Source organism: Sphingopyxis sp. (assembly GCF_050916055.1).
Taxonomy (GTDB): Bacteria; Pseudomonadota; Alphaproteobacteria; order Sphingomonadales; family Sphingomonadaceae; genus Sphingopyxis.
In genome coordinates this window covers 3119609-3134621 of record NZ_CP051527.1, presented here as the reverse complement: position 1 = coordinate 3134621, position 15013 = coordinate 3119609, and the positions used below count along the sequence as shown (strand labels likewise).

At 65.7% G+C, this 15013-nt stretch carries 18 protein-coding genes; 8 read left to right on the top strand and 10 right to left on the bottom strand.

Translation table 11 applies throughout. The annotated features are described in order from the left end of the window. The first annotated feature begins 219 nt into the window (after positions 1-219). Positions 220-513: a hypothetical protein gene (locus HEQ22_RS15320; RefSeq protein ID WP_432768698.1), complete on the top strand. Its 294-nt coding sequence runs from the start codon at positions 220-222 to the stop codon at positions 511-513. Between the two features lie 92 nt (positions 514-605). Here the strand turns inward: HEQ22_RS15320 and mnmG are convergent, their stop codons facing one another. From mnmG to HEQ22_RS15305, 3 genes are all read right to left on the bottom strand, one after another. Next, on the bottom strand, positions 606-2477 hold the full coding sequence (gene mnmG / locus HEQ22_RS15315; protein ID WP_432768697.1) for a tRNA uridine-5-carboxymethylaminomethyl(34) synthesis enzyme MnmG: 1872 nt from the start codon (positions 2475-2477) through the stop codon (positions 606-608). 75 nt (positions 2478-2552) lie between these two features. Further along, the gene (gene mnmE, locus HEQ22_RS15310) at positions 2553-3836 is read right to left on the bottom strand and encodes a tRNA uridine-5-carboxymethylaminomethyl(34) synthesis GTPase MnmE (protein WP_432768696.1); all 1284 of its coding nucleotides are present in this window, start codon (positions 3834-3836) and stop codon (positions 2553-2555) included. A 44-nt stretch (positions 3837-3880) separates the two neighbouring features. After that, entirely contained in the window at positions 3881-4171 is a 291-nt protein-coding gene (locus HEQ22_RS15305) for a DUF6489 family protein (RefSeq protein WP_432768695.1), read from the bottom strand. Positions 4172-4280: 109 nt separating this feature from the next. On the opposite strand from HEQ22_RS15305, the gene HEQ22_RS15300 reads away from it, so the two are divergent. From HEQ22_RS15300 to HEQ22_RS15290, 3 genes are read left to right on the top strand one after another with little or no spacing between them, the layout of a single operon-like run. Beyond that, the gene (locus HEQ22_RS15300) at positions 4281-4979 is read left to right on the top strand and encodes a dienelactone hydrolase family protein (RefSeq protein WP_432768694.1); all 699 of its coding nucleotides are present in this window, start codon (positions 4281-4283) and stop codon (positions 4977-4979) included. Next, the gene (locus tag HEQ22_RS15295; RefSeq protein ID WP_432768693.1) at positions 4976-5374 is read left to right on the top strand and encodes a nuclear transport factor 2 family protein; all 399 of its coding nucleotides are present in this window, start codon (positions 4976-4978) and stop codon (positions 5372-5374) included. Before HEQ22_RS15300 ends, HEQ22_RS15295 begins: the two co-directional genes overlap by 4 nt. Positions 5375-5388: 14 nt before the next feature. Then, a complete protein-coding gene (locus HEQ22_RS15290) occupies positions 5389-6966 on the top strand; it encodes an FMN-binding glutamate synthase family protein (RefSeq protein WP_432768692.1) in 1578 nt (525 codons plus the stop codon). On the opposite strand, the gene HEQ22_RS15285 is transcribed toward HEQ22_RS15290, so the two are convergent. The 7 genes from HEQ22_RS15285 to hemE all read right to left on the bottom strand — a co-directional run bounded on the left by HEQ22_RS15285 (position 6963) and on the right by hemE (position 11830). After that, complete coding sequence (locus HEQ22_RS15285) at positions 6963-7364, bottom strand: DUF1489 family protein (protein WP_432768691.1); 402 nt, start codon at positions 7362-7364, stop codon at positions 6963-6965. The two genes, HEQ22_RS15290 and HEQ22_RS15285, sit on opposite strands and share 4 nt — an antisense overlap. Positions 7365-7407: 43 nt before the next feature. Further along, a complete protein-coding gene (locus tag HEQ22_RS15280; RefSeq protein ID WP_432768690.1) occupies positions 7408-7845 on the bottom strand; it encodes a hypothetical protein in 438 nt (145 codons plus the stop codon). 32 nt (positions 7846-7877) lie between these two features. Further along, positions 7878-8603 (bottom strand): TerC family protein, encoded by a 726-nt coding sequence (locus HEQ22_RS15275; RefSeq protein WP_432768689.1) that lies wholly within the window; start codon positions 8601-8603, stop codon positions 7878-7880. Next, on the bottom strand, positions 8600-8890 hold the full coding sequence (locus HEQ22_RS15270; RefSeq protein ID WP_432768688.1) for an antibiotic biosynthesis monooxygenase family protein: 291 nt from the start codon (positions 8888-8890) through the stop codon (positions 8600-8602). Before HEQ22_RS15270 ends, HEQ22_RS15275 begins: the two co-directional genes overlap by 4 nt. 15 nt (positions 8891-8905) lie before the next feature. Continuing rightward, a complete protein-coding gene (gene rho, locus HEQ22_RS15265; protein ID WP_432768687.1) occupies positions 8906-10159 on the bottom strand; it encodes a transcription termination factor Rho in 1254 nt (417 codons plus the stop codon). Between the two features lie 193 nt (positions 10160-10352). Then, the gene (locus HEQ22_RS15260; protein WP_432768686.1) at positions 10353-10769 is read right to left on the bottom strand and encodes a CopD family protein; all 417 of its coding nucleotides are present in this window, start codon (positions 10767-10769) and stop codon (positions 10353-10355) included. A 32-nt stretch (positions 10770-10801) separates the two neighbouring features. Further along, positions 10802-11830 carry a uroporphyrinogen decarboxylase gene (gene hemE, locus HEQ22_RS15255; protein ID WP_432768685.1) on the bottom strand — a complete coding sequence of 343 codons (1029 nt, stop codon included), beginning with the start codon at positions 11828-11830 and terminating at the stop codon, positions 10802-10804. A gap of 336 nt (positions 11831-12166) precedes the next feature. Here hemE and HEQ22_RS15250 point away from each other — a divergent pair, with 336 nt between their 5' ends. From HEQ22_RS15250 to coaE, 4 genes are read left to right on the top strand one after another with little or no spacing between them, the layout of a single operon-like run. Continuing rightward, complete coding sequence (locus tag HEQ22_RS15250) at positions 12167-12979, top strand: pyruvate, water dikinase regulatory protein (protein WP_432768684.1); 813 nt, start codon at positions 12167-12169, stop codon at positions 12977-12979. After that, entirely contained in the window at positions 12976-13572 is a 597-nt protein-coding gene (locus HEQ22_RS15245; RefSeq protein WP_432768683.1) for a Maf family protein, read from the top strand. The genes HEQ22_RS15250 and HEQ22_RS15245 overlap by 4 nt, the downstream gene beginning before the upstream one ends. Next, a complete protein-coding gene (locus HEQ22_RS15240; RefSeq protein WP_432768682.1) occupies positions 13569-14384 on the top strand; it encodes a shikimate dehydrogenase family protein in 816 nt (271 codons plus the stop codon). The genes HEQ22_RS15245 and HEQ22_RS15240 overlap by 4 nt, the downstream gene beginning before the upstream one ends. Continuing rightward, positions 14381-15004 (top strand): dephospho-CoA kinase, encoded by a 624-nt coding sequence (gene coaE, locus HEQ22_RS15235; RefSeq protein ID WP_432768681.1) that lies wholly within the window; start codon positions 14381-14383, stop codon positions 15002-15004. Before HEQ22_RS15240 ends, coaE begins: the two co-directional genes overlap by 4 nt. Positions 15005-15013 lie beyond the last annotated feature (9 nt).

The following is a 15013-nucleotide window of genomic DNA, read 5'->3' as shown; positions in this document are numbered from 1 at the left end:
GGCCAATTGCTGCCCTACTTAACCCCGTTCGCATCGAGCGAAGTCGAGATGCCCATCGGCTTGGTATGAGGTCGAAGGGTGTCTCGACTTCGCTCGACACGAACGAATGACGGTACGGGCAGCTTTCGACCGTTTCTTGCCAATCTGATACACGTTCTACATGCTCAACAGCAGGCACTGGAGCGCTTATATTCGCGCCGCGTCATTAAAGGGGCATTTATGAAGCCGCGCATCACGATCAATTCCAGTGAAACTGGCGACCTGGAAATCTGGCTGAACGAGGCTGGCCGCGACCTGCTTGTGAAGAAACTTCAAAATCTGACCGAGCAGAGCGACCATTTCCATCTCGGACCCGAATATCTCAACGGTGATGTGCCCGTTCAAGTCATCCCATACCGTGACGACGATAAAATTATCGAGCGGGGGAAGGTTCTGTTTCGGCCGGATCATTGGGACAGGAAGTATTTCCCCCATGTTTTGATACCCGATGGGGATCGTGATGGCAGCAGCTAGGCGTGTCGGCTTTCCGCTTACCTTGCCCAAAAACCTCCCGTTCCGCTTCCAACCCCAAAGCCGACCTCACACATCTCACCAAACGCCAGCCCTCAAGCCGCCCGCCGCCGGCTGAACACCATGATCGCGGTCAGTGCCGCCGGGGTCACCCCGTCGATCCGCCCCGCCTGGCCCAGAGTTTCGGGCCGCGCCTTGCTCAGCCGCTCGACCATCTCGCGCGACAGCCCGCCGATCGCGCCATAGTCGAGCGCGGGGTCGAGCAGGATCGCCTCGTTCGCCGCCAGCGACCGCAATTCGGCCTCCTGCCGCGCGATATACGGCGCATAATGTGCATCCTCGGCCAGCTCGGCCAAGATCGTACCGTCGATCGCATCGAGCTCGGGCGCCAGCAACGCCAGCGTCGCTATCGTCACCTCGGGAAAGCGCAGCAGGTCGATTCGTTGCCGCGCCGCGCCGTCTCCGGGCAGCGCCAGCCTGATCGCCGCATAATCGGCTGTCGTCACCGGCGCCTCGAGCAAAGCGGTGGCGCGCGCGCGCCCAGCCATTCGCGCCGCGAACGACGCCGCCGTCGCCGGCCGCACCAGCCCGAGCGCAATTCCCTTCGGAGTCAGCCGCGTCGCCGCATTGTCGGCGCGCAACCGCAAGCGATATTCGGCGCGCGCGGTGAGCATGCGGTATGGCTCGCTCACCCCCTGCAACACCAGATCGTCGACCATCACCCCGATGTACGACACCGACCGGTCGAGGATCAGCGGCTCGCGCCCCTGCACGGCGAGCGCCGCATTCGCCCCCGCGACCAGACCCTGCGCCGCGGCCTCCTCATAACCGGTGGTGCCGTTGATCTGCCCCGCGCAATAGAGCCCACCGATCGCGCGCACCTGCAAGCTGCGGTCGAGGGCGCGCGGGTCTATATGGTCATATTCGACCGCATAGCCCGGAACCACCATCTCGACCGCCTCGAGCCCGTCCATCGTCCGCAACATGGCCAACTGCACATCGGTGGGCAGCGAGGTCGAAATGCCGTTCGGATAGACGAGGTGGCTGTCCAACCCCTCGGGCTCGAGGAACACCTGATGCCCGTCGCGATCGGCGAAGCGGTGAATCTTGTCCTCGATCGACGGACAATAGCGCGGCCCCGCGGCGCCGATCGCCCCGGTGAACAGCGGCGAGCGGTCGAGATTCGCGGCGATGATCGCGTGGCTTGCGGTGTTGGTGCGCGTGATCGCGCAGAAAATCTGCGGCACGGTGCGTTCGCTGTTCCACGTGGAACAGGTCCAGGTCGCCCCTTCGGCACGGTCCGACGGCTGCTCTTCGAGCCGCGCCCAGTCGATCGTGCGCCCGTCGAGCCGCGGCGGTGTCCCGGTCTTGAGCCGCGCCATCGGCAGCTTGGCATCGCGCAACTGCGCGGCGAGCCGATGCGCCCCCGCCTCACCGATACGCCCGCCCACCATCCGCTCTTCGCCGCGGAACAGCCGCCCGCCGAGGAAGGTCCCGGTGCCGAGGACAACCGCGCCGGCGGTCAGCGTCGTGCCGTCGCCGAGCTCCAGCCCGCCGACGCGCGCGCCGTCGTCCGCCAGCACCAGCGCCGCGGCTTCCCCCGCGACGACGGTGATCGCTTTCTCCGCCGCGAGCAGATCCTGAATCGCCTGCCGATAGAGCTTCCGGTCGGCCTGGATGCGCGGCCCTTGCACCGCCGCGCCCTTCGACGCGTTGAGCATCCGGTAGTGGATCGCGGCTGCATCGGCGGCGCGCGCCATCCACCCGTCGAGCGCATCGACTTCGCGCATCAGATGCCCCTTGCCGAGCCCCCCGATCGCCGGGTTGCACGACATCGTCCCGATCAGCGCCGGGTCGAAACTGACCAGCGCCACCCGCGCGCCAAGCCGCGCCGCGGCCGCAGCGGCCTCGGTCCCGGCGTGCCCACCGCCGACCACGATGACATCGAAAGTTGCGCTATGCTGCATGATTGTGGCGGCGCTTAGCCGATAGTCGTCACAAAATCCACCGCGACTCGGCCACGAAATGTTTCACGTGAAACATCATTTCCCGATGCAGAAACGTCCGAACAGCGTGTCGAGCATATCCTCGACTCCCGCGCGCCCGGTGATGCGGTCGAGCGCCAGCGCCGCGAGTCGCAACCGTTCGGCGAGCAGGATCAGGTCGCTTGCCTCGCGCGATCCGGCGTCGACCGTCAGCCAGTCCTTCGCGTCGGCGAGCGCGGCGCGCTGGCGCTGGCGCAGCGCCGCCTCGCCCTCGCGCGGCAACAGGGTGCGCGCCATATCGACGATCATCCGGTGCAGCCGTTCCATCCCCTCGCCCGTCGCCGCCGACAGCGTCAGGTCGCAGCGCGCCGCCACCGCCTCCGCCGCCGCATCGCCGCGCCACCGGTCGGCCTGCGCCGCGATCAGGATGGCGCGCGGATGATCTGGCGCGTCGTGCGGGTTTCCCAGCCACAGCAGGATATCGGCTGCCTGCACCGCCGCCTTGGCGCGATCGATGCCGATCGTTTCGATCGCGTCGGCACTTTCGCTGCGTAGTCCGGCGGTGTCCGAAAAGCGCATCGCGATCCCGTCGAGCGCCAGCGGGGTTTCGATCACGTCGCGCGTCGTCCCCGCCACCGGCGACACGATTGCCAGCTCGCGCTGCGCCAAGGCATTGATTAACGTCGATTTTCCGGCATTGGGCGGCCCCGCGATGACCACCGACAGCCCCTCGGCGATCACCTCCGCCCCCGGCCGCGCCAACCACGCGCCCAGCTCCGACGCCAGCAACTCCATGCCGTCACACAAGCGATGTGCGCAATCATCGAGAAGTTGCACATCCTCCTCATCGCCAAAATTGAGCTCGGCCTCCGCCCCCGCCATCAACGTCAGCAGCCGCGCCTGCCAACCCTCGACCGCGCGCGACACATGCCCGCTCGCCATGCCCAGCGCCTGCACCCGCTGGCTCTCGGTTTCGGCCGCGAGCAGATCGGCCAGCCCCTCGGCTTCGGCAAGGTCGATCCGCCCGTTGAGGAAGGCGCGGCGGGTGAACTCTCCCGCCTCCGCCCGGCGCAGCCCCGGCAGCGCCGCAAGCGCCGCCTCGACCGCGGCGACGACCGCCCGCCCGCCGTGCAGGTGCAGCTCGGCCAGATCCTCGCCCGTCGCGGTCGCGGGTCCAGGAAACCACAGCATCAGCGCGCGGTCGAGCGGTGCGCCCGCAGCGTCGCTCAGCTCGGCGAGCGATGCGCGGCGCGTCGCCGGCACGCGACCGGCGAGCGCGCGCAGCGCCGCGCCTGCGCGCGGACCACTGACGCGCACCACCGCGATCGCCGCCGGCGGCATCCCGCTCGACAGCGCAAAAATCGTGTCGCTGCTTTCGTCCGTGATCAGCTCTTGCGCCCTCGTGCCGGCTTGTCGTCGCCGTCATCGCTTTTGGCGGCGCCGCCCATCAGCCCGCCGCCGAACTGACCGAGCAGCGACTGGACCAGGTTCAGCCCGCTCTCGCCCATCGGCACCCAGCTTTTGACCATCGTCTGGACCATGTCGGGGGTGATTCCCTTTGCCATCATCTCCTTGACGCGGTCGAGGTAGATGTCGTGCAGCGGCTCGAGATCGGGCAGGCCGAACAGCCGCCGCGCCTCTTCGGGGGTGCAATCGATCTCGATATTGAACTTCATCGCCCGTCTCGCTTCCCAAAAAGCTTGCAGCCCGTGCTTGAGCCGGGCTGCTGCGGCGGCTAGCTTCGCGCTTTCACCCTCAATAAGCAAGCGTCAGGAGAGACCCCGCATGGCCGCGACCAACACCCAGATCCCCGCCCTCGACGGCGAAGGCGCGATTCCCTCCTATGTCGCGCGGCCCGACGCCGATTCGTCGCGGGCGATTATCGTCATTCCCGAAATTTTCGGCGTCAACGAAGGCATCCGCAAAAAATGCGACGACTGGGCCGCCGAAGGTTATCTGGCGATCGCGCCCGACATCTTCTGGCGCTTCGCTCCCGGGGTCGAACTCAACCCCGATATCGAGGCCGAACTCAACGAAGCGTTCGGCTATTTCGGCCGATATGATGCCGACGATGGGGTCAAGGATATCGAGGCGGCGATCCGCTGGCTCCACGCCCAGGGCGCGAGCAAGGTCGGCTGCGTCGGCTTCTGCCTCGGCGGGCGGCTGGCCTATATGGCGGCGGCGCGCACCGACGTCGATGCGTCGGTCGGCTATTATGGCGTCATGATCGACCAGATGCTGAACGAAAGCCATGCGATCGCGCATCCGCTGATGCTCCACATCCCGACCGAGGATCATCTGGTCGACCATGCCGCGCAGAAGCGCATCCACGAGGGGCTCGACAGCCACCCCAGGGTGACGCTCCACGACTATGCCGGGCTCGACCACGGCTTTGCCGCGACGATGGGAAACCGCCGCAACGACGAAGGCGCGCAGCTCGCCGACGGCCGCACCCGCGCCTTCTTCGCAGAGCATCTCGCATGACCGCTCACGCCGGCGTCGCGGCTTGGCACGCCTATATGGCGGGCGGCGGCGATCCGCAGGTGCTGCGCGACCTGCTCGCCGAGGACGCCGTCTTTCATTCGCCCGTCGTCCACACGCCGCAGGAGGGGCGCGACAAGGTGTTCGCCTATCTCCACGCGGCGAGCCACGCGCTCGGCGGCGATGATTTCCGCTATCTGCGCGAAATCGTCGAAGGTGATCAGGCGATGCTCGAATTCCAGACCGAACTCGAAGGCATCCAGGTCAACGGCGTCGATATCATCCGCTGGAACGATGATGGACAGATCGTCGATTTCAAAGTCATGGTCCGTCCGCTCAAGGCGATGAACAAGGTGTGGGAGAAGATGGCAGCGATGCTCGCGGCGCAGTCCGGCTGACCCGGACGATTACCATGCCGCGCTGGATCGCCATCCCCGTGCTCCTGCTCGCAGCCTTGCTTGCCGGCTGGTGGGCGTGCGTGCGCTGGACGTTGCTGCTCTGGCTGCCGCTGCTCGGCCTTGCGCTCTACGACATGGTGCAGCGCGAGCATTCGCTCCGCCGCAACTATCCGCTGATCGCCCGCGTCCGCTGGCTGTTCGAAGCGCTGCGCCCGTTTCTCTACGCCTATGTCGTCGAAAGCCAGCTCGAGGGGCGTCCCTTCGCGCGCAGCGAACGCGATCTCGTCTATGCGCGCGCCAAGGGCGATCTCGATGCGCATCCCTTCGGCACCGAGCTCGATGTCTATTCGGACGAATATGAGTGGATGAGCCACAGCATCGTCCCCAAAATGGAGACCGATCGGACGCAGCGCGTGACCGTCGGCGGCGCCCAATGCACCCGGCCCTATTCGGCGGCGCTGCTCAATATATCCGCGATGAGCTTCGGCTCGCTTGGCGCGCGGGCTATCGAGGCGCTCAACCGCGGCGCGGCGATCGGCGGCTTTTACCACGACACCGGCGAAGGCGGCCTCAGCCCCTATCACCGCATCCACGGCGGCGACATCGTCTGGGAGCTCGGCAGCGGCTATTTCGGCTGCCGCGACGCCAGTGGCGGCTTCGACCCCGACCGCTTCCGCGACGTCGCCGCGGCCGATCAGGTCAAGATGATCGAGATCAAGCTCAGCCAGGGCGCCAAACCAGGCCACGGCGGCGTGCTGCCGGCGCCGAAAGTCAGCGGCGAGATTGCCGCGACGCGCGGCGTGCCGCAGGGGCAGGATTGCGTGTCCCCCGCGGCGCATTCGGCCTTCGCGACCCCGATCGAACTCCTCGAATGGGCGGCGCGGCTGCGCGAACTCGCCGGCGGGAAACCGGTCGGTATCAAATTGTGCGTCGGCCAGCCGCACGAAATCTATGCGCTGATGAAGGCGATGGTCCGCACCGGCATCCGTCTCGACTATATCATCGTCGATGGCGCCGAGGGTGGCACAGGCGCGGCGCCGGTCGAATTTTCGAACAGCCTCGGCATGCCGCTGCGCGAAGGGTTGATTTTCGTGCGCAACGCGCTCGTCGGCTGCGGCCTCAAGGAAGAGGTGCGTCTCGCGGCGTCGGGCAAGGTGCATTCGGGCGCCGGGCTCGCGGTCAATTGCGCGCTCGGTGCCGACTGGTCGAACGCGGCGCGCGCGTTCATGTTCTCGCTGGGCTGCGTCCAGTCGCTGCAATGCCACACCGGCAAATGCCCGACCGGCGTCGCAACCCAGGACCCCGGCCGTCAAAATGGACTGGTGGTCGCGGACAAGGCGGAACGCGTCGCCCGTTTCCAGGCGGCTACCGTGTCGGCGTTGTGGGACATCACCGCGGCAATGGGCTTGGATACGCCGTGGCAGATCCGCCCGCACCACCTCCACGAACGGCTCAATTCGGCGCGTTCGGACTCGATCGACCATATCTATGATTTTTATTCGCGCGGCATCCTGCTCGACGAACCCGAATCGGTGTTGAGCGCGCGTTACTGGGCGATGGCGCGCGCCGACAGCTTCCGCGCCGCGCTCTAGATCAGCATCAACGCGGCCAGTTCGCGCTGGAGATGCGGCGGCAGTGCGTCGCCTTCGACATCCTCGCCATCGCCGCTCGGCGCATCCTCGTCGGCCAGGTAACGCCATCCCTGATGCGCGCGGCGATGGCTCGGCGGCACGATTTCGAACCGGTCCGAGCAGACGATGTCGATCCGCCCGTCCTTGCGATCGTCGAAGCGCAAAATCCGTTGCCGCGCGACGATGCGGTGCTTGATGATCCAGTGGAGATAGCCGCCGACCAGCTCATCGATCCGCTTCGGGCGCATGCGCGTCGGCACCCGCAATTCACCGTCGCGCACCCGCGCCGCCACGCGCCGTTCAAACGTTTCGACGTGCGCGCAACCGACGGCGACTTTGGTAAGATGGACCGAAGGCATGCTCCTAAGTGGGCAGCGGGGCTCAAAAGCCAAGCGCAAATGCTCAGTCCGCTGCGGCAACCGAAAGATAATAATCGCCGCGCCCCGTCGGATTGACCGGGATTTGAAGTATAAACAGCGGCGCAAATAGGACCGGTAGCACCACCTTGATCCCAAACGCCAGAACATAGGGCGCCACGACCAGCACGACGCTGCCCATCGTCGCGGCGAACAGCCTGCCAATGGCGCGCCGGGGTTGGGTAGAAGGCAGAGGTTCGAGCTCGGCCAGCATCTCGGCGATCAAGATCGACGCATCGCCATGCTGCCACGCCGGAACCGTCAGACGAAAGCCACCGAGCGCGATGATGTTGGGCGTCACGCTGCTATGATATTCGCCGCCGACATGGACGATGATCCCGGCGGCATCGAGCATCACCGCAACGGTCAGCGCCTCGCCGCGTCCCAGCAGGACCGCTATCGGAACCATCGCATCGTCGGACATCTTCCGACGATGCGATAGTCGTCGATCCGAGTCTAGCCCAGCAGCGTGCCCAGCCCGACCGCCGGGTCGACCCAGCCGTCATAGATCATCTTGATTGCGACATAGACGATCACCGCGAGGCCGATGTAGGCAATCCAGCGATAGCGCTCGATATATTTGGCGATGATGTTAGCCGCGAGGCCCATCAGCGCCACCGCGACGATCAGGCCGACGATCATGATCCCCGGATGGTCGCGCGCCGCGCCGGCGACCGCGAGCACATTGTCGAGGCTCATGCTGACATCGGCGATCGCGACCGCCCAGGCCGCACCGGCAAAGCTTTTCGCCGGCTTCAGGCCCGAATGCTCGTCGCCGGCCACTTCGGGCGAACCGGCCGAATGCGCGCCATCGCGCAGCTCGCGCCACATTTTCCAAGCGACCCACGCGAGCAGCAGCCCGCCGATGAAGATCAGGCCGACGATCTGCAGCAGCTGCGTCACGACCAGCGCAAAGGCGATTCGCAGCACCAGCGCGGCGAGCACGCCGATCAGAATCACCTTGCGGCGCTGTTCGGGCGGCAGACCCGCGGCGAGCGCCCCGACGACGATCGCATTGTCGCCGGCAAGCACCAGGTCGATCAGCAACACCTGCAAAAAGGCGGCCATTGCCGCCGGCTCGGTGATGTTCGAGAAATCGTTGACGATATGGCCCCAAATTTCCGACGGGCCGCCAAAGCCTTGCGCGGCCGTGGCGGCGGCGGTCAACAACAGGTCAATCACACAAGCTCTCCGAAATAATGCACGTCCGGCATAGGGTCATAAAAGGGGTGCAACAGCGCCCGCCACTCTTCATATCGTTTCGAGCGGCGGAAACCATCGCGATGGTCTTCCATGCGGTCCCAATGCGCGATCAGCAAGTAGGTTTCCACCGCTTCGCACCCGCGCCGCACCTCCATGCCCAAAAAACCGGGCGAGGCGGCGATGAGCGGGCGGGCGGCGGCGAGAGCGCGCTCGAACTCGGCGCCCTGGCCGGGCCGAACCTGCAACAAGGCCTGTTCGACGATCACCGCCCCGCGCCGCGGTTATTGGTTCATCGAATCGAAGAAATCCTCGTTAGTCTTGGAATCCTTGATCTTGTCGAGCAGGAACTCCATCGCATCGACGGTGCCCATCTGCATCAGGATGCGGCGCAGCACCCACATCTTGCTGAGCTTGTCCTTTTCCATCAGCAATTCTTCCTTGCGCGTGCCCGACTTGCCGACGTCGAGGCTGGGGAAGATGCGCTTGTCGGACACCTTGCGGTCGAGGACGATTTCGCTGTTGCCGGTGCCCTTGAATTCTTCGAAGATCACCTCGTCCATGCGGCTGCCGGTATCGATCAGCGCGGTGGCGATGATCGAAAGCGAACCGCCTTCCTCGATGTTGCGCGCGGCGCCGAAGAAACGCTTGGGACGCTGGAGCGCGTTGGCGTCGACGCCGCCGGTCAGCACCTTGCCCGAGCTCGGGACGACGGTGTTGTAGGCACGGCCGAGGCGGGTGATCGAATCGAGCAGGATGACGACATCCTTCTTGTGCTCAACCAGGCGCTTGGCCTTTTCGATCACCATTTCGGCGACCTGCACGTGGCGCGTCGCGGGCTCATCGAAGGTCGAGGAGACGACCTCGCCCTTCACGCTACGCTGCATGTCGGTGACTTCTTCGGGGCGCTCGTCGACCAGCAGGACGATCAGATACACCTCGGGATGATTGTCGGTGATCGCCTTGGCGATATTCTGCAGCAGCACCGTTTTGCCGGTGCGCGGCGGCGCGACGATCAGCGCGCGCTGGCCCTTGCCCTGCGGGCTGACGAGGTCGATGACGCGCGCCGACTTGTCCTTCACCGTCGGGTCGACAGTGTCGAGCGACAATTTCTGGTTCGGATAGAGCGGGGTCAGATTGTCGAAATTGACGCGGTGGCGCACGACGTCGGGATCGTCGAAATTGACGCTGATCAGGCGCGTGAGCGCAAAATAGCGTTCGCCGTCGCGGGGCGCGCGGATTTCGCCTTCCACCGTATCGCCGGTGCGCAGACCATGCTTGCGGACCTGGTTCGGCGAGACATAGATATCGTCGGGACCCGCCAGATAATTGGCTTCAGACGAGCGCAGGAACCCGAACGAGTCAGGCAGCACTTCGATCGTCCCCGACCCGATGATTTCTTCGTCCTCGGCGACTTCTTTGAGGATAGAGAACATCAGGTCCTGCTTGCGCAGTGTCGAGGCACCCTCGACCCCCAATTCCTCGGCCATTTCGACGAGTTGGGCGGGCGATTTGGTCTTGAGTTCTTTAAGATGCATGGATGGATTCCAGGGTAAAATTCGGGAAGATTGAGAACTGACATGTTGCACCGGCGGGTGCCTATCCGGTCGTGGGACAACCGTTTGCGATAGCATCGGCGCGTTGGACGCACCGCCTGCAGGAAGCAGGTTGATCCGCCCCTATAACCGGCTCGGGATCAAGTCAATCGGGCTGAGCCGGGCGAAACACGGGTCAGGGCCGCACGATCGCCAGGATGACGATGATCGCCGCGGCGACTCCAGGGACTTCGTTGAGCAGGCGCAGCTGCTTTTCGGACAGCGGGCGCTTCCCCTGCTGCAGCTGCTTGAAATAGCCGATCATCCAGCCGTGATAGCCCGACAGCGCGATCACCAGCAGCAATTTGGCGATGAACCAGCTTTCGCCCCAATAGCCGCCGTTAAAGGCCAGCATCAGCCCAAGGATCCACACGATCGCCAGCGACGGATTGAGGATGATCCGCCGCAGCCGATCCTCGCGTTCGATCCATTTCGCATCCTCTTCGGACCCGACCGGCGCCTGATGATGATAGACGAAAAATCGCGGCATCATGAACAGCCCCGCCATCAGGAAGATGACGAAAATCACATGCGCGGCTTTGATCCAAAGCATCGTCGCCCCCAAGAATCCTGTCAGTTCCATATTTATCCGCCGCGAACGCGTCTGATCAGATGTTCGACATGGGCGATCGGGGTGTCGGGCACGATCCCATGGCCGAGATTGAAGATATGGGGACGCAGCGGAAAGGCCGCAAGGATGCGGTCGATCGCGGCGTCGAGCGCCCCGCCGCCGGTAACGAGCGCCAGCGGGTCGAGATTGCCCTGCACCGGCAGATGCGACGGCAAGGCGGCATCGGCCCAGGCCGGATCGACGGTTTCGTCGAGCCCGATCGCATCGACCCCGGTCTCGTCGGCATAAGCGCGCAGCTTGCCGCCGGCCCCCTTCGGAAAGCCGATGATCGGGGTATCGGGATGCAGCATCTTCAGACGGCGGACGATTTCGGCGTTGGGCGCGATCACCCATCGCTCATATTGCGCCGGGCTCAGACTTCCAGCCCAGCTGTCGAACAGCTGCACCGCGTCAACGCCATGCTCGATCTGCCCCGCCAGATAGGTGACGCTGAGCTCGACGATCGCATCAATGATCGCCTGGAACGCCGCCGGATCGCCGTAAGCGAGCCGCCGCGCTGCGGACTGGTCTTTCGAGCCCTGCCCGGCGACCATATAGGTGGCGACGGTCCACGGGCTGCCGGCAAAGCCGAGGAACGTCGTTTCGGGCGGCAGCGAGGCAGCGACCCGTGCCACCGTCGCATAAATCGGATCGAGCCGCTGCGGCGCCGCTTCGAGCGACGACAGGGCGCTGTCGACCAGCGGCGGTGCCAGCCGCGGGCCCTCACCCGCTTCGAACCACAGATGCTGGCCGAGCGCATGCGGGATGACGAGAATGTCGGAAAACAGGATCGACCCGTCGAAGCCGAACCGTCGGATCGGCTGCAACGTCACTTCGGCGGCGGCTTCGGGGTCGTAGCAAAGTTCGAGGAAACCGCCCTTGGTCTCGCGCAATGCGCGATACTCGGGCAGGTAGCGCCCCGCTTGGCGCATCAGCCAGAGCGGTGGCCGGTCCTGCCGCACCCCGCGCAGCGTTGCCAGCAAGCTCTTCGGTGACGCCTTCACGCGGCCCTTCTTTCTCTCTTCATATATATTTAAATATGATTGTGGTGGTTTGTTGGTCGGCGGACAGCGCGGCTTTAGGGCGCGGCGCCGCTTTTGCCAACAGCTTGACTCCCATGCCGACAGGATGGTGCGGGGAGTCGCGGGGCTCTGTGCCTCTAATTCACAGCCTGTGGATAATATTCGCAACCTGTGGACAAGCGATGGAGCGAAATCGGCAGCGCCGGGGATGAATCCACCGTCCCTTTTCTGTCCCGGAGTCGCTGCCGAAATTATCCACAGGGCGATCTGCGCGCTTCGTCCTTGCCTTTTTCGCCGCCGCGACGGCATGGTCGGGCGATGGGCCGGCTCCACCTGCATCTCATATCCGATTCCACGGGCGAAACGCTCGAAAATATCGCCAAGGCGGCGATCGCCCAGTTCGACGACGTCGAGGTGGTGCGCCATTTCTGGCCGATGGTGCGGTCGGAATCGCATCTCGACCGCATCATCGCCGAGGTGCAGGCGAGCCCCGGCATGATCCTGTTCACCCTCGTCAACGGTGAACTACGCGCCAGCCTGGAGCGCCGCGCCAGCGCGCTCAACCTGCCGACCGTCGCAGCGCTCGATGCGGTGACCGACGCGCTGTCGCGGATGCTGGGACAGGAAGCAAAGGCGCGGCCCGGCCGGCAGCATCAGCTCGACGCGGCCTATTTCGCGCGCGTCGAGGCGATCCAATTCACCGTCGCGCATGACGACGGCATCGGCTGGGAAAATTGGGAACAGGCCGACATCGTTCTCGCCGGTGTGTCGCGCACTTCCAAAACCCCGACCAGCATCTATCTTGCCAACCGCGGCTTCAAGACCGCGAACATCCCGATCGTCCCCGAATCGCCGCCGCCGAATGCGCTGTTCACCCTGAAACGACCGATGATCGTCGGCCTGACCACCGGGCTCGATCGGCTCGTCCAGGTTCGGCGCAATCGGCTGCTGTCGCTCAACCAGGCGCCCGAGACGAGCTATGTCGACGACGAGCGGGTGAAGGCCGAACTCGCGTATGCGCGCCGGATGTTCGCCGACAATGGCTGGCCGGTGATCGATGTGACGCGCCGCTCGATCGAGGAGACCGCGGCCGCGGTGATCAAGCTCGTCGAAGATCGCAGCGCGGCATGACCCTGCTGCTCGCCTCGCAAAGCAGCGGCCGCGCCGCGATGCTGCGCGCCGCCGGCCTCGCCTTCGAGGCGACCGCAGCGCATGTCGACGAGGAGGCGCTCACGGGGTCGCTGCAGGCTGCCGGCCAGACCGCGCGCAACATCGCCGACGCGCTCGCCGAGGCGAAGGCGGTCAAGGTCTCATCGCGGCTCCCCGGCGCCACCGTCCTCGGCGCCGATTCGACGCTGGCGCTCGACGACGGGACGATGCTGGCGAAACCGGCCAGTCCCGCCGACGCTGCCGATCATCTGCGGCGAATGGCAGGAACGCGCCACCGCCTGTTCAGCGCCGTGGTGGCGGCGCGCGACGGCGCGCCGGTGTGGCGCGCGATCGGCGAGGCAAAGCTGTGGATGCGGCCCTTGTCGGATGCCTTCATCGCCGACTATGTCGCACGGCATTGGGACAGCATCCGCTGGACCGTCGGCTGTTACGAGATTGAAGGAGCGGGCGTGCAATTGTTCGAACGGGTCGAAGGCGATCCCTGGACGATCGTCGGCATGCCGATGCTGCCGCTACTCGCCTGGTTGCGCGCGACCGGACTCGCGCCGTCATGAGCGGTGTCCCTTATGCAGAGGTGATCGGCGACCCGATCGCGCAGTCGAAATCGCCGCTGATCCACGGTTTTTGGCTCGCCGCGCTGGGGCTGGCGGGAGACTACCGGCGCGCCCATGTAAAGCCTGAAGACCTCGCCGCCTACATCGCCGACCGGCGCGGCGATCCCGACTGGCGCGGCTGCAACGTCACCATGCCGCACAAGGCGGCGGTGATGGATCTGGTCGATGACCCCGGCGACATCCGCGGCACGATAGGGGCGATGAACACGGTCGTGCGCCAGCCTGACGGCGCGCTGATCGGTACCAACACCGACGCCGCCGGCTTTTATTCGCCGCTTGCCGAACTTGATCTGGAGGGAGCGCCGGTGGCAGTCGTCGGTGCCGGCGGCGCGGCGCGTGCAGTGCTGTTCGCGCTCGCCCGCGCCGATGTCGGCCCGGTGACCATTCTCAATCGCAGCCCGTTGAAAGCGATGGGTCTACTCGCGACCTTCGGGCTCAAGGGCGATGTCGTCGCGCTCGACGCCTCGCTTCCCCCCGCGGCGCTGCTCGTCAACGCGAGCAGCCTCGGCATGAAGGGCCAGCCGCCGCTCGCGCTCGACCTGTCGCCGCTCCCCGATGACGCGATCGTCTACGACCTCGTCTATTCGCCGCTGAAGACCGGGCTGCTCGCGGCGGCCGAGGCGCGCGGGCTCGATACCGTCGATGGCCTCGACATGCTGATCGGACAGGCGGGGCTGGCCTTCGAACTTTTCTTCGGCGCGCCGCCGCCCGAGGGCCGCGACGAGGAATTGCGCGCGCTGCTGGTTGCATGAGCCACTTCAAGCGCCCGCATCTCACGCTTCGCCGCCCCTTCCTCCTCGGCCTCACCGGATCGATCGGCATGGGTAAATCGACCGCGGCGGCGATGTTCGAGCGCGAAGGCGTGCCGGTGTTTGACGCCGATGCCGAGGTGCACCGGTTGCAGGGCCCCGGCGGCACCCTCGTCGCGGCGATCGAGGCGCGTTTTCCCGGCACCACCGGCCCGGGCGGGGTCGACCGTCAGAAACTGGGCGCGCTGGTGCTCGGCAACCGCCACGAACTCGCCGCGCTCGAGGCGATCGTTCATCCGGCGGTGGCAAAGGCGCAGCGGCGCTTCCTCGCGCGCCACCGCGCCCGCGATGTCGTCGTGCTCGACATCCCGCTGTTGTTCGAAAAGGGTGGCTGGCGAAAGGTCGGGGCAATCGCGGTGGTGTCGGCACCGGCGTGGATGCAGACAAGGCGCGTCATGCGGCGGCCGGGGATGACCCATGCCCGGCTGAAGGCGATTCGCCGTCTGCAGGTGCCCGACCGCGTCAAGCGCGCGCGCGCCGATTTCATCATCGAAACCGGACGCCCGAAAAGCGCGACGCATCGCCAGATTCGGGCGATCGCCTCTTGTTTCCGCGCCCGATAGGGTCAATAT

Excerpts from the sequence above, each read along its gene's own strand:
- coaE (WP_432768681.1), top strand. The coding sequence starts at position 14,381 with ATGAGCCACTTCAAGCGCCCGCATCTCACGCTTCGCCGCCCCTTCCTC.
- HEQ22_RS15250 (WP_432768684.1), top strand. The coding sequence starts at position 12,167 with ATGGGCCGGCTCCACCTGCATCTCATATCCGATTCCACGGGCGAAACG.
- rho (WP_432768687.1), bottom strand. The coding sequence starts at position 10,159 with ATGCATCTTAAAGAACTCAAGACCAAATCGCCCGCCCAACTCGTCGAA.
- HEQ22_RS15245 (WP_432768683.1), top strand. The coding sequence starts at position 12,976 with ATGACCCTGCTGCTCGCCTCGCAAAGCAGCGGCCGCGCCGCGATGCTG.
- mnmE (WP_432768696.1), bottom strand. The coding sequence starts at position 3,836 with ATGCCGCCGGCGGCGATCGCGGTGGTGCGCGTCAGTGGTCCGCGCGCA.
- HEQ22_RS15295 (WP_432768693.1), top strand. The coding sequence starts at position 4,976 with ATGACCGCTCACGCCGGCGTCGCGGCTTGGCACGCCTATATGGCGGGC.
- HEQ22_RS15240 (WP_432768682.1), top strand. The coding sequence starts at position 13,569 with ATGAGCGGTGTCCCTTATGCAGAGGTGATCGGCGACCCGATCGCGCAG.
- HEQ22_RS15320 (WP_432768698.1), top strand. The coding sequence starts at position 220 with ATGAAGCCGCGCATCACGATCAATTCCAGTGAAACTGGCGACCTGGAA.
- HEQ22_RS15285 (WP_432768691.1), bottom strand. The coding sequence starts at position 7,364 with ATGCCTTCGGTCCATCTTACCAAAGTCGCCGTCGGTTGCGCGCACGTC.
- HEQ22_RS15305 (WP_432768695.1), bottom strand. The coding sequence starts at position 4,171 with ATGAAGTTCAATATCGAGATCGATTGCACCCCCGAAGAGGCGCGGCGG.
- HEQ22_RS15300 (WP_432768694.1), top strand. The coding sequence starts at position 4,281 with ATGGCCGCGACCAACACCCAGATCCCCGCCCTCGACGGCGAAGGCGCG.
- HEQ22_RS15260 (WP_432768686.1), bottom strand. The coding sequence starts at position 10,769 with ATGCTTTGGATCAAAGCCGCGCATGTGATTTTCGTCATCTTCCTGATG.
- HEQ22_RS15280 (WP_432768690.1), bottom strand. The coding sequence starts at position 7,845 with ATGTCCGACGATGCGATGGTTCCGATAGCGGTCCTGCTGGGACGCGGC.
- mnmG (WP_432768697.1), bottom strand. The coding sequence starts at position 2,477 with ATGCAGCATAGCGCAACTTTCGATGTCATCGTGGTCGGCGGTGGGCAC.
- HEQ22_RS15290 (WP_432768692.1), top strand. The coding sequence starts at position 5,389 with ATGCCGCGCTGGATCGCCATCCCCGTGCTCCTGCTCGCAGCCTTGCTT.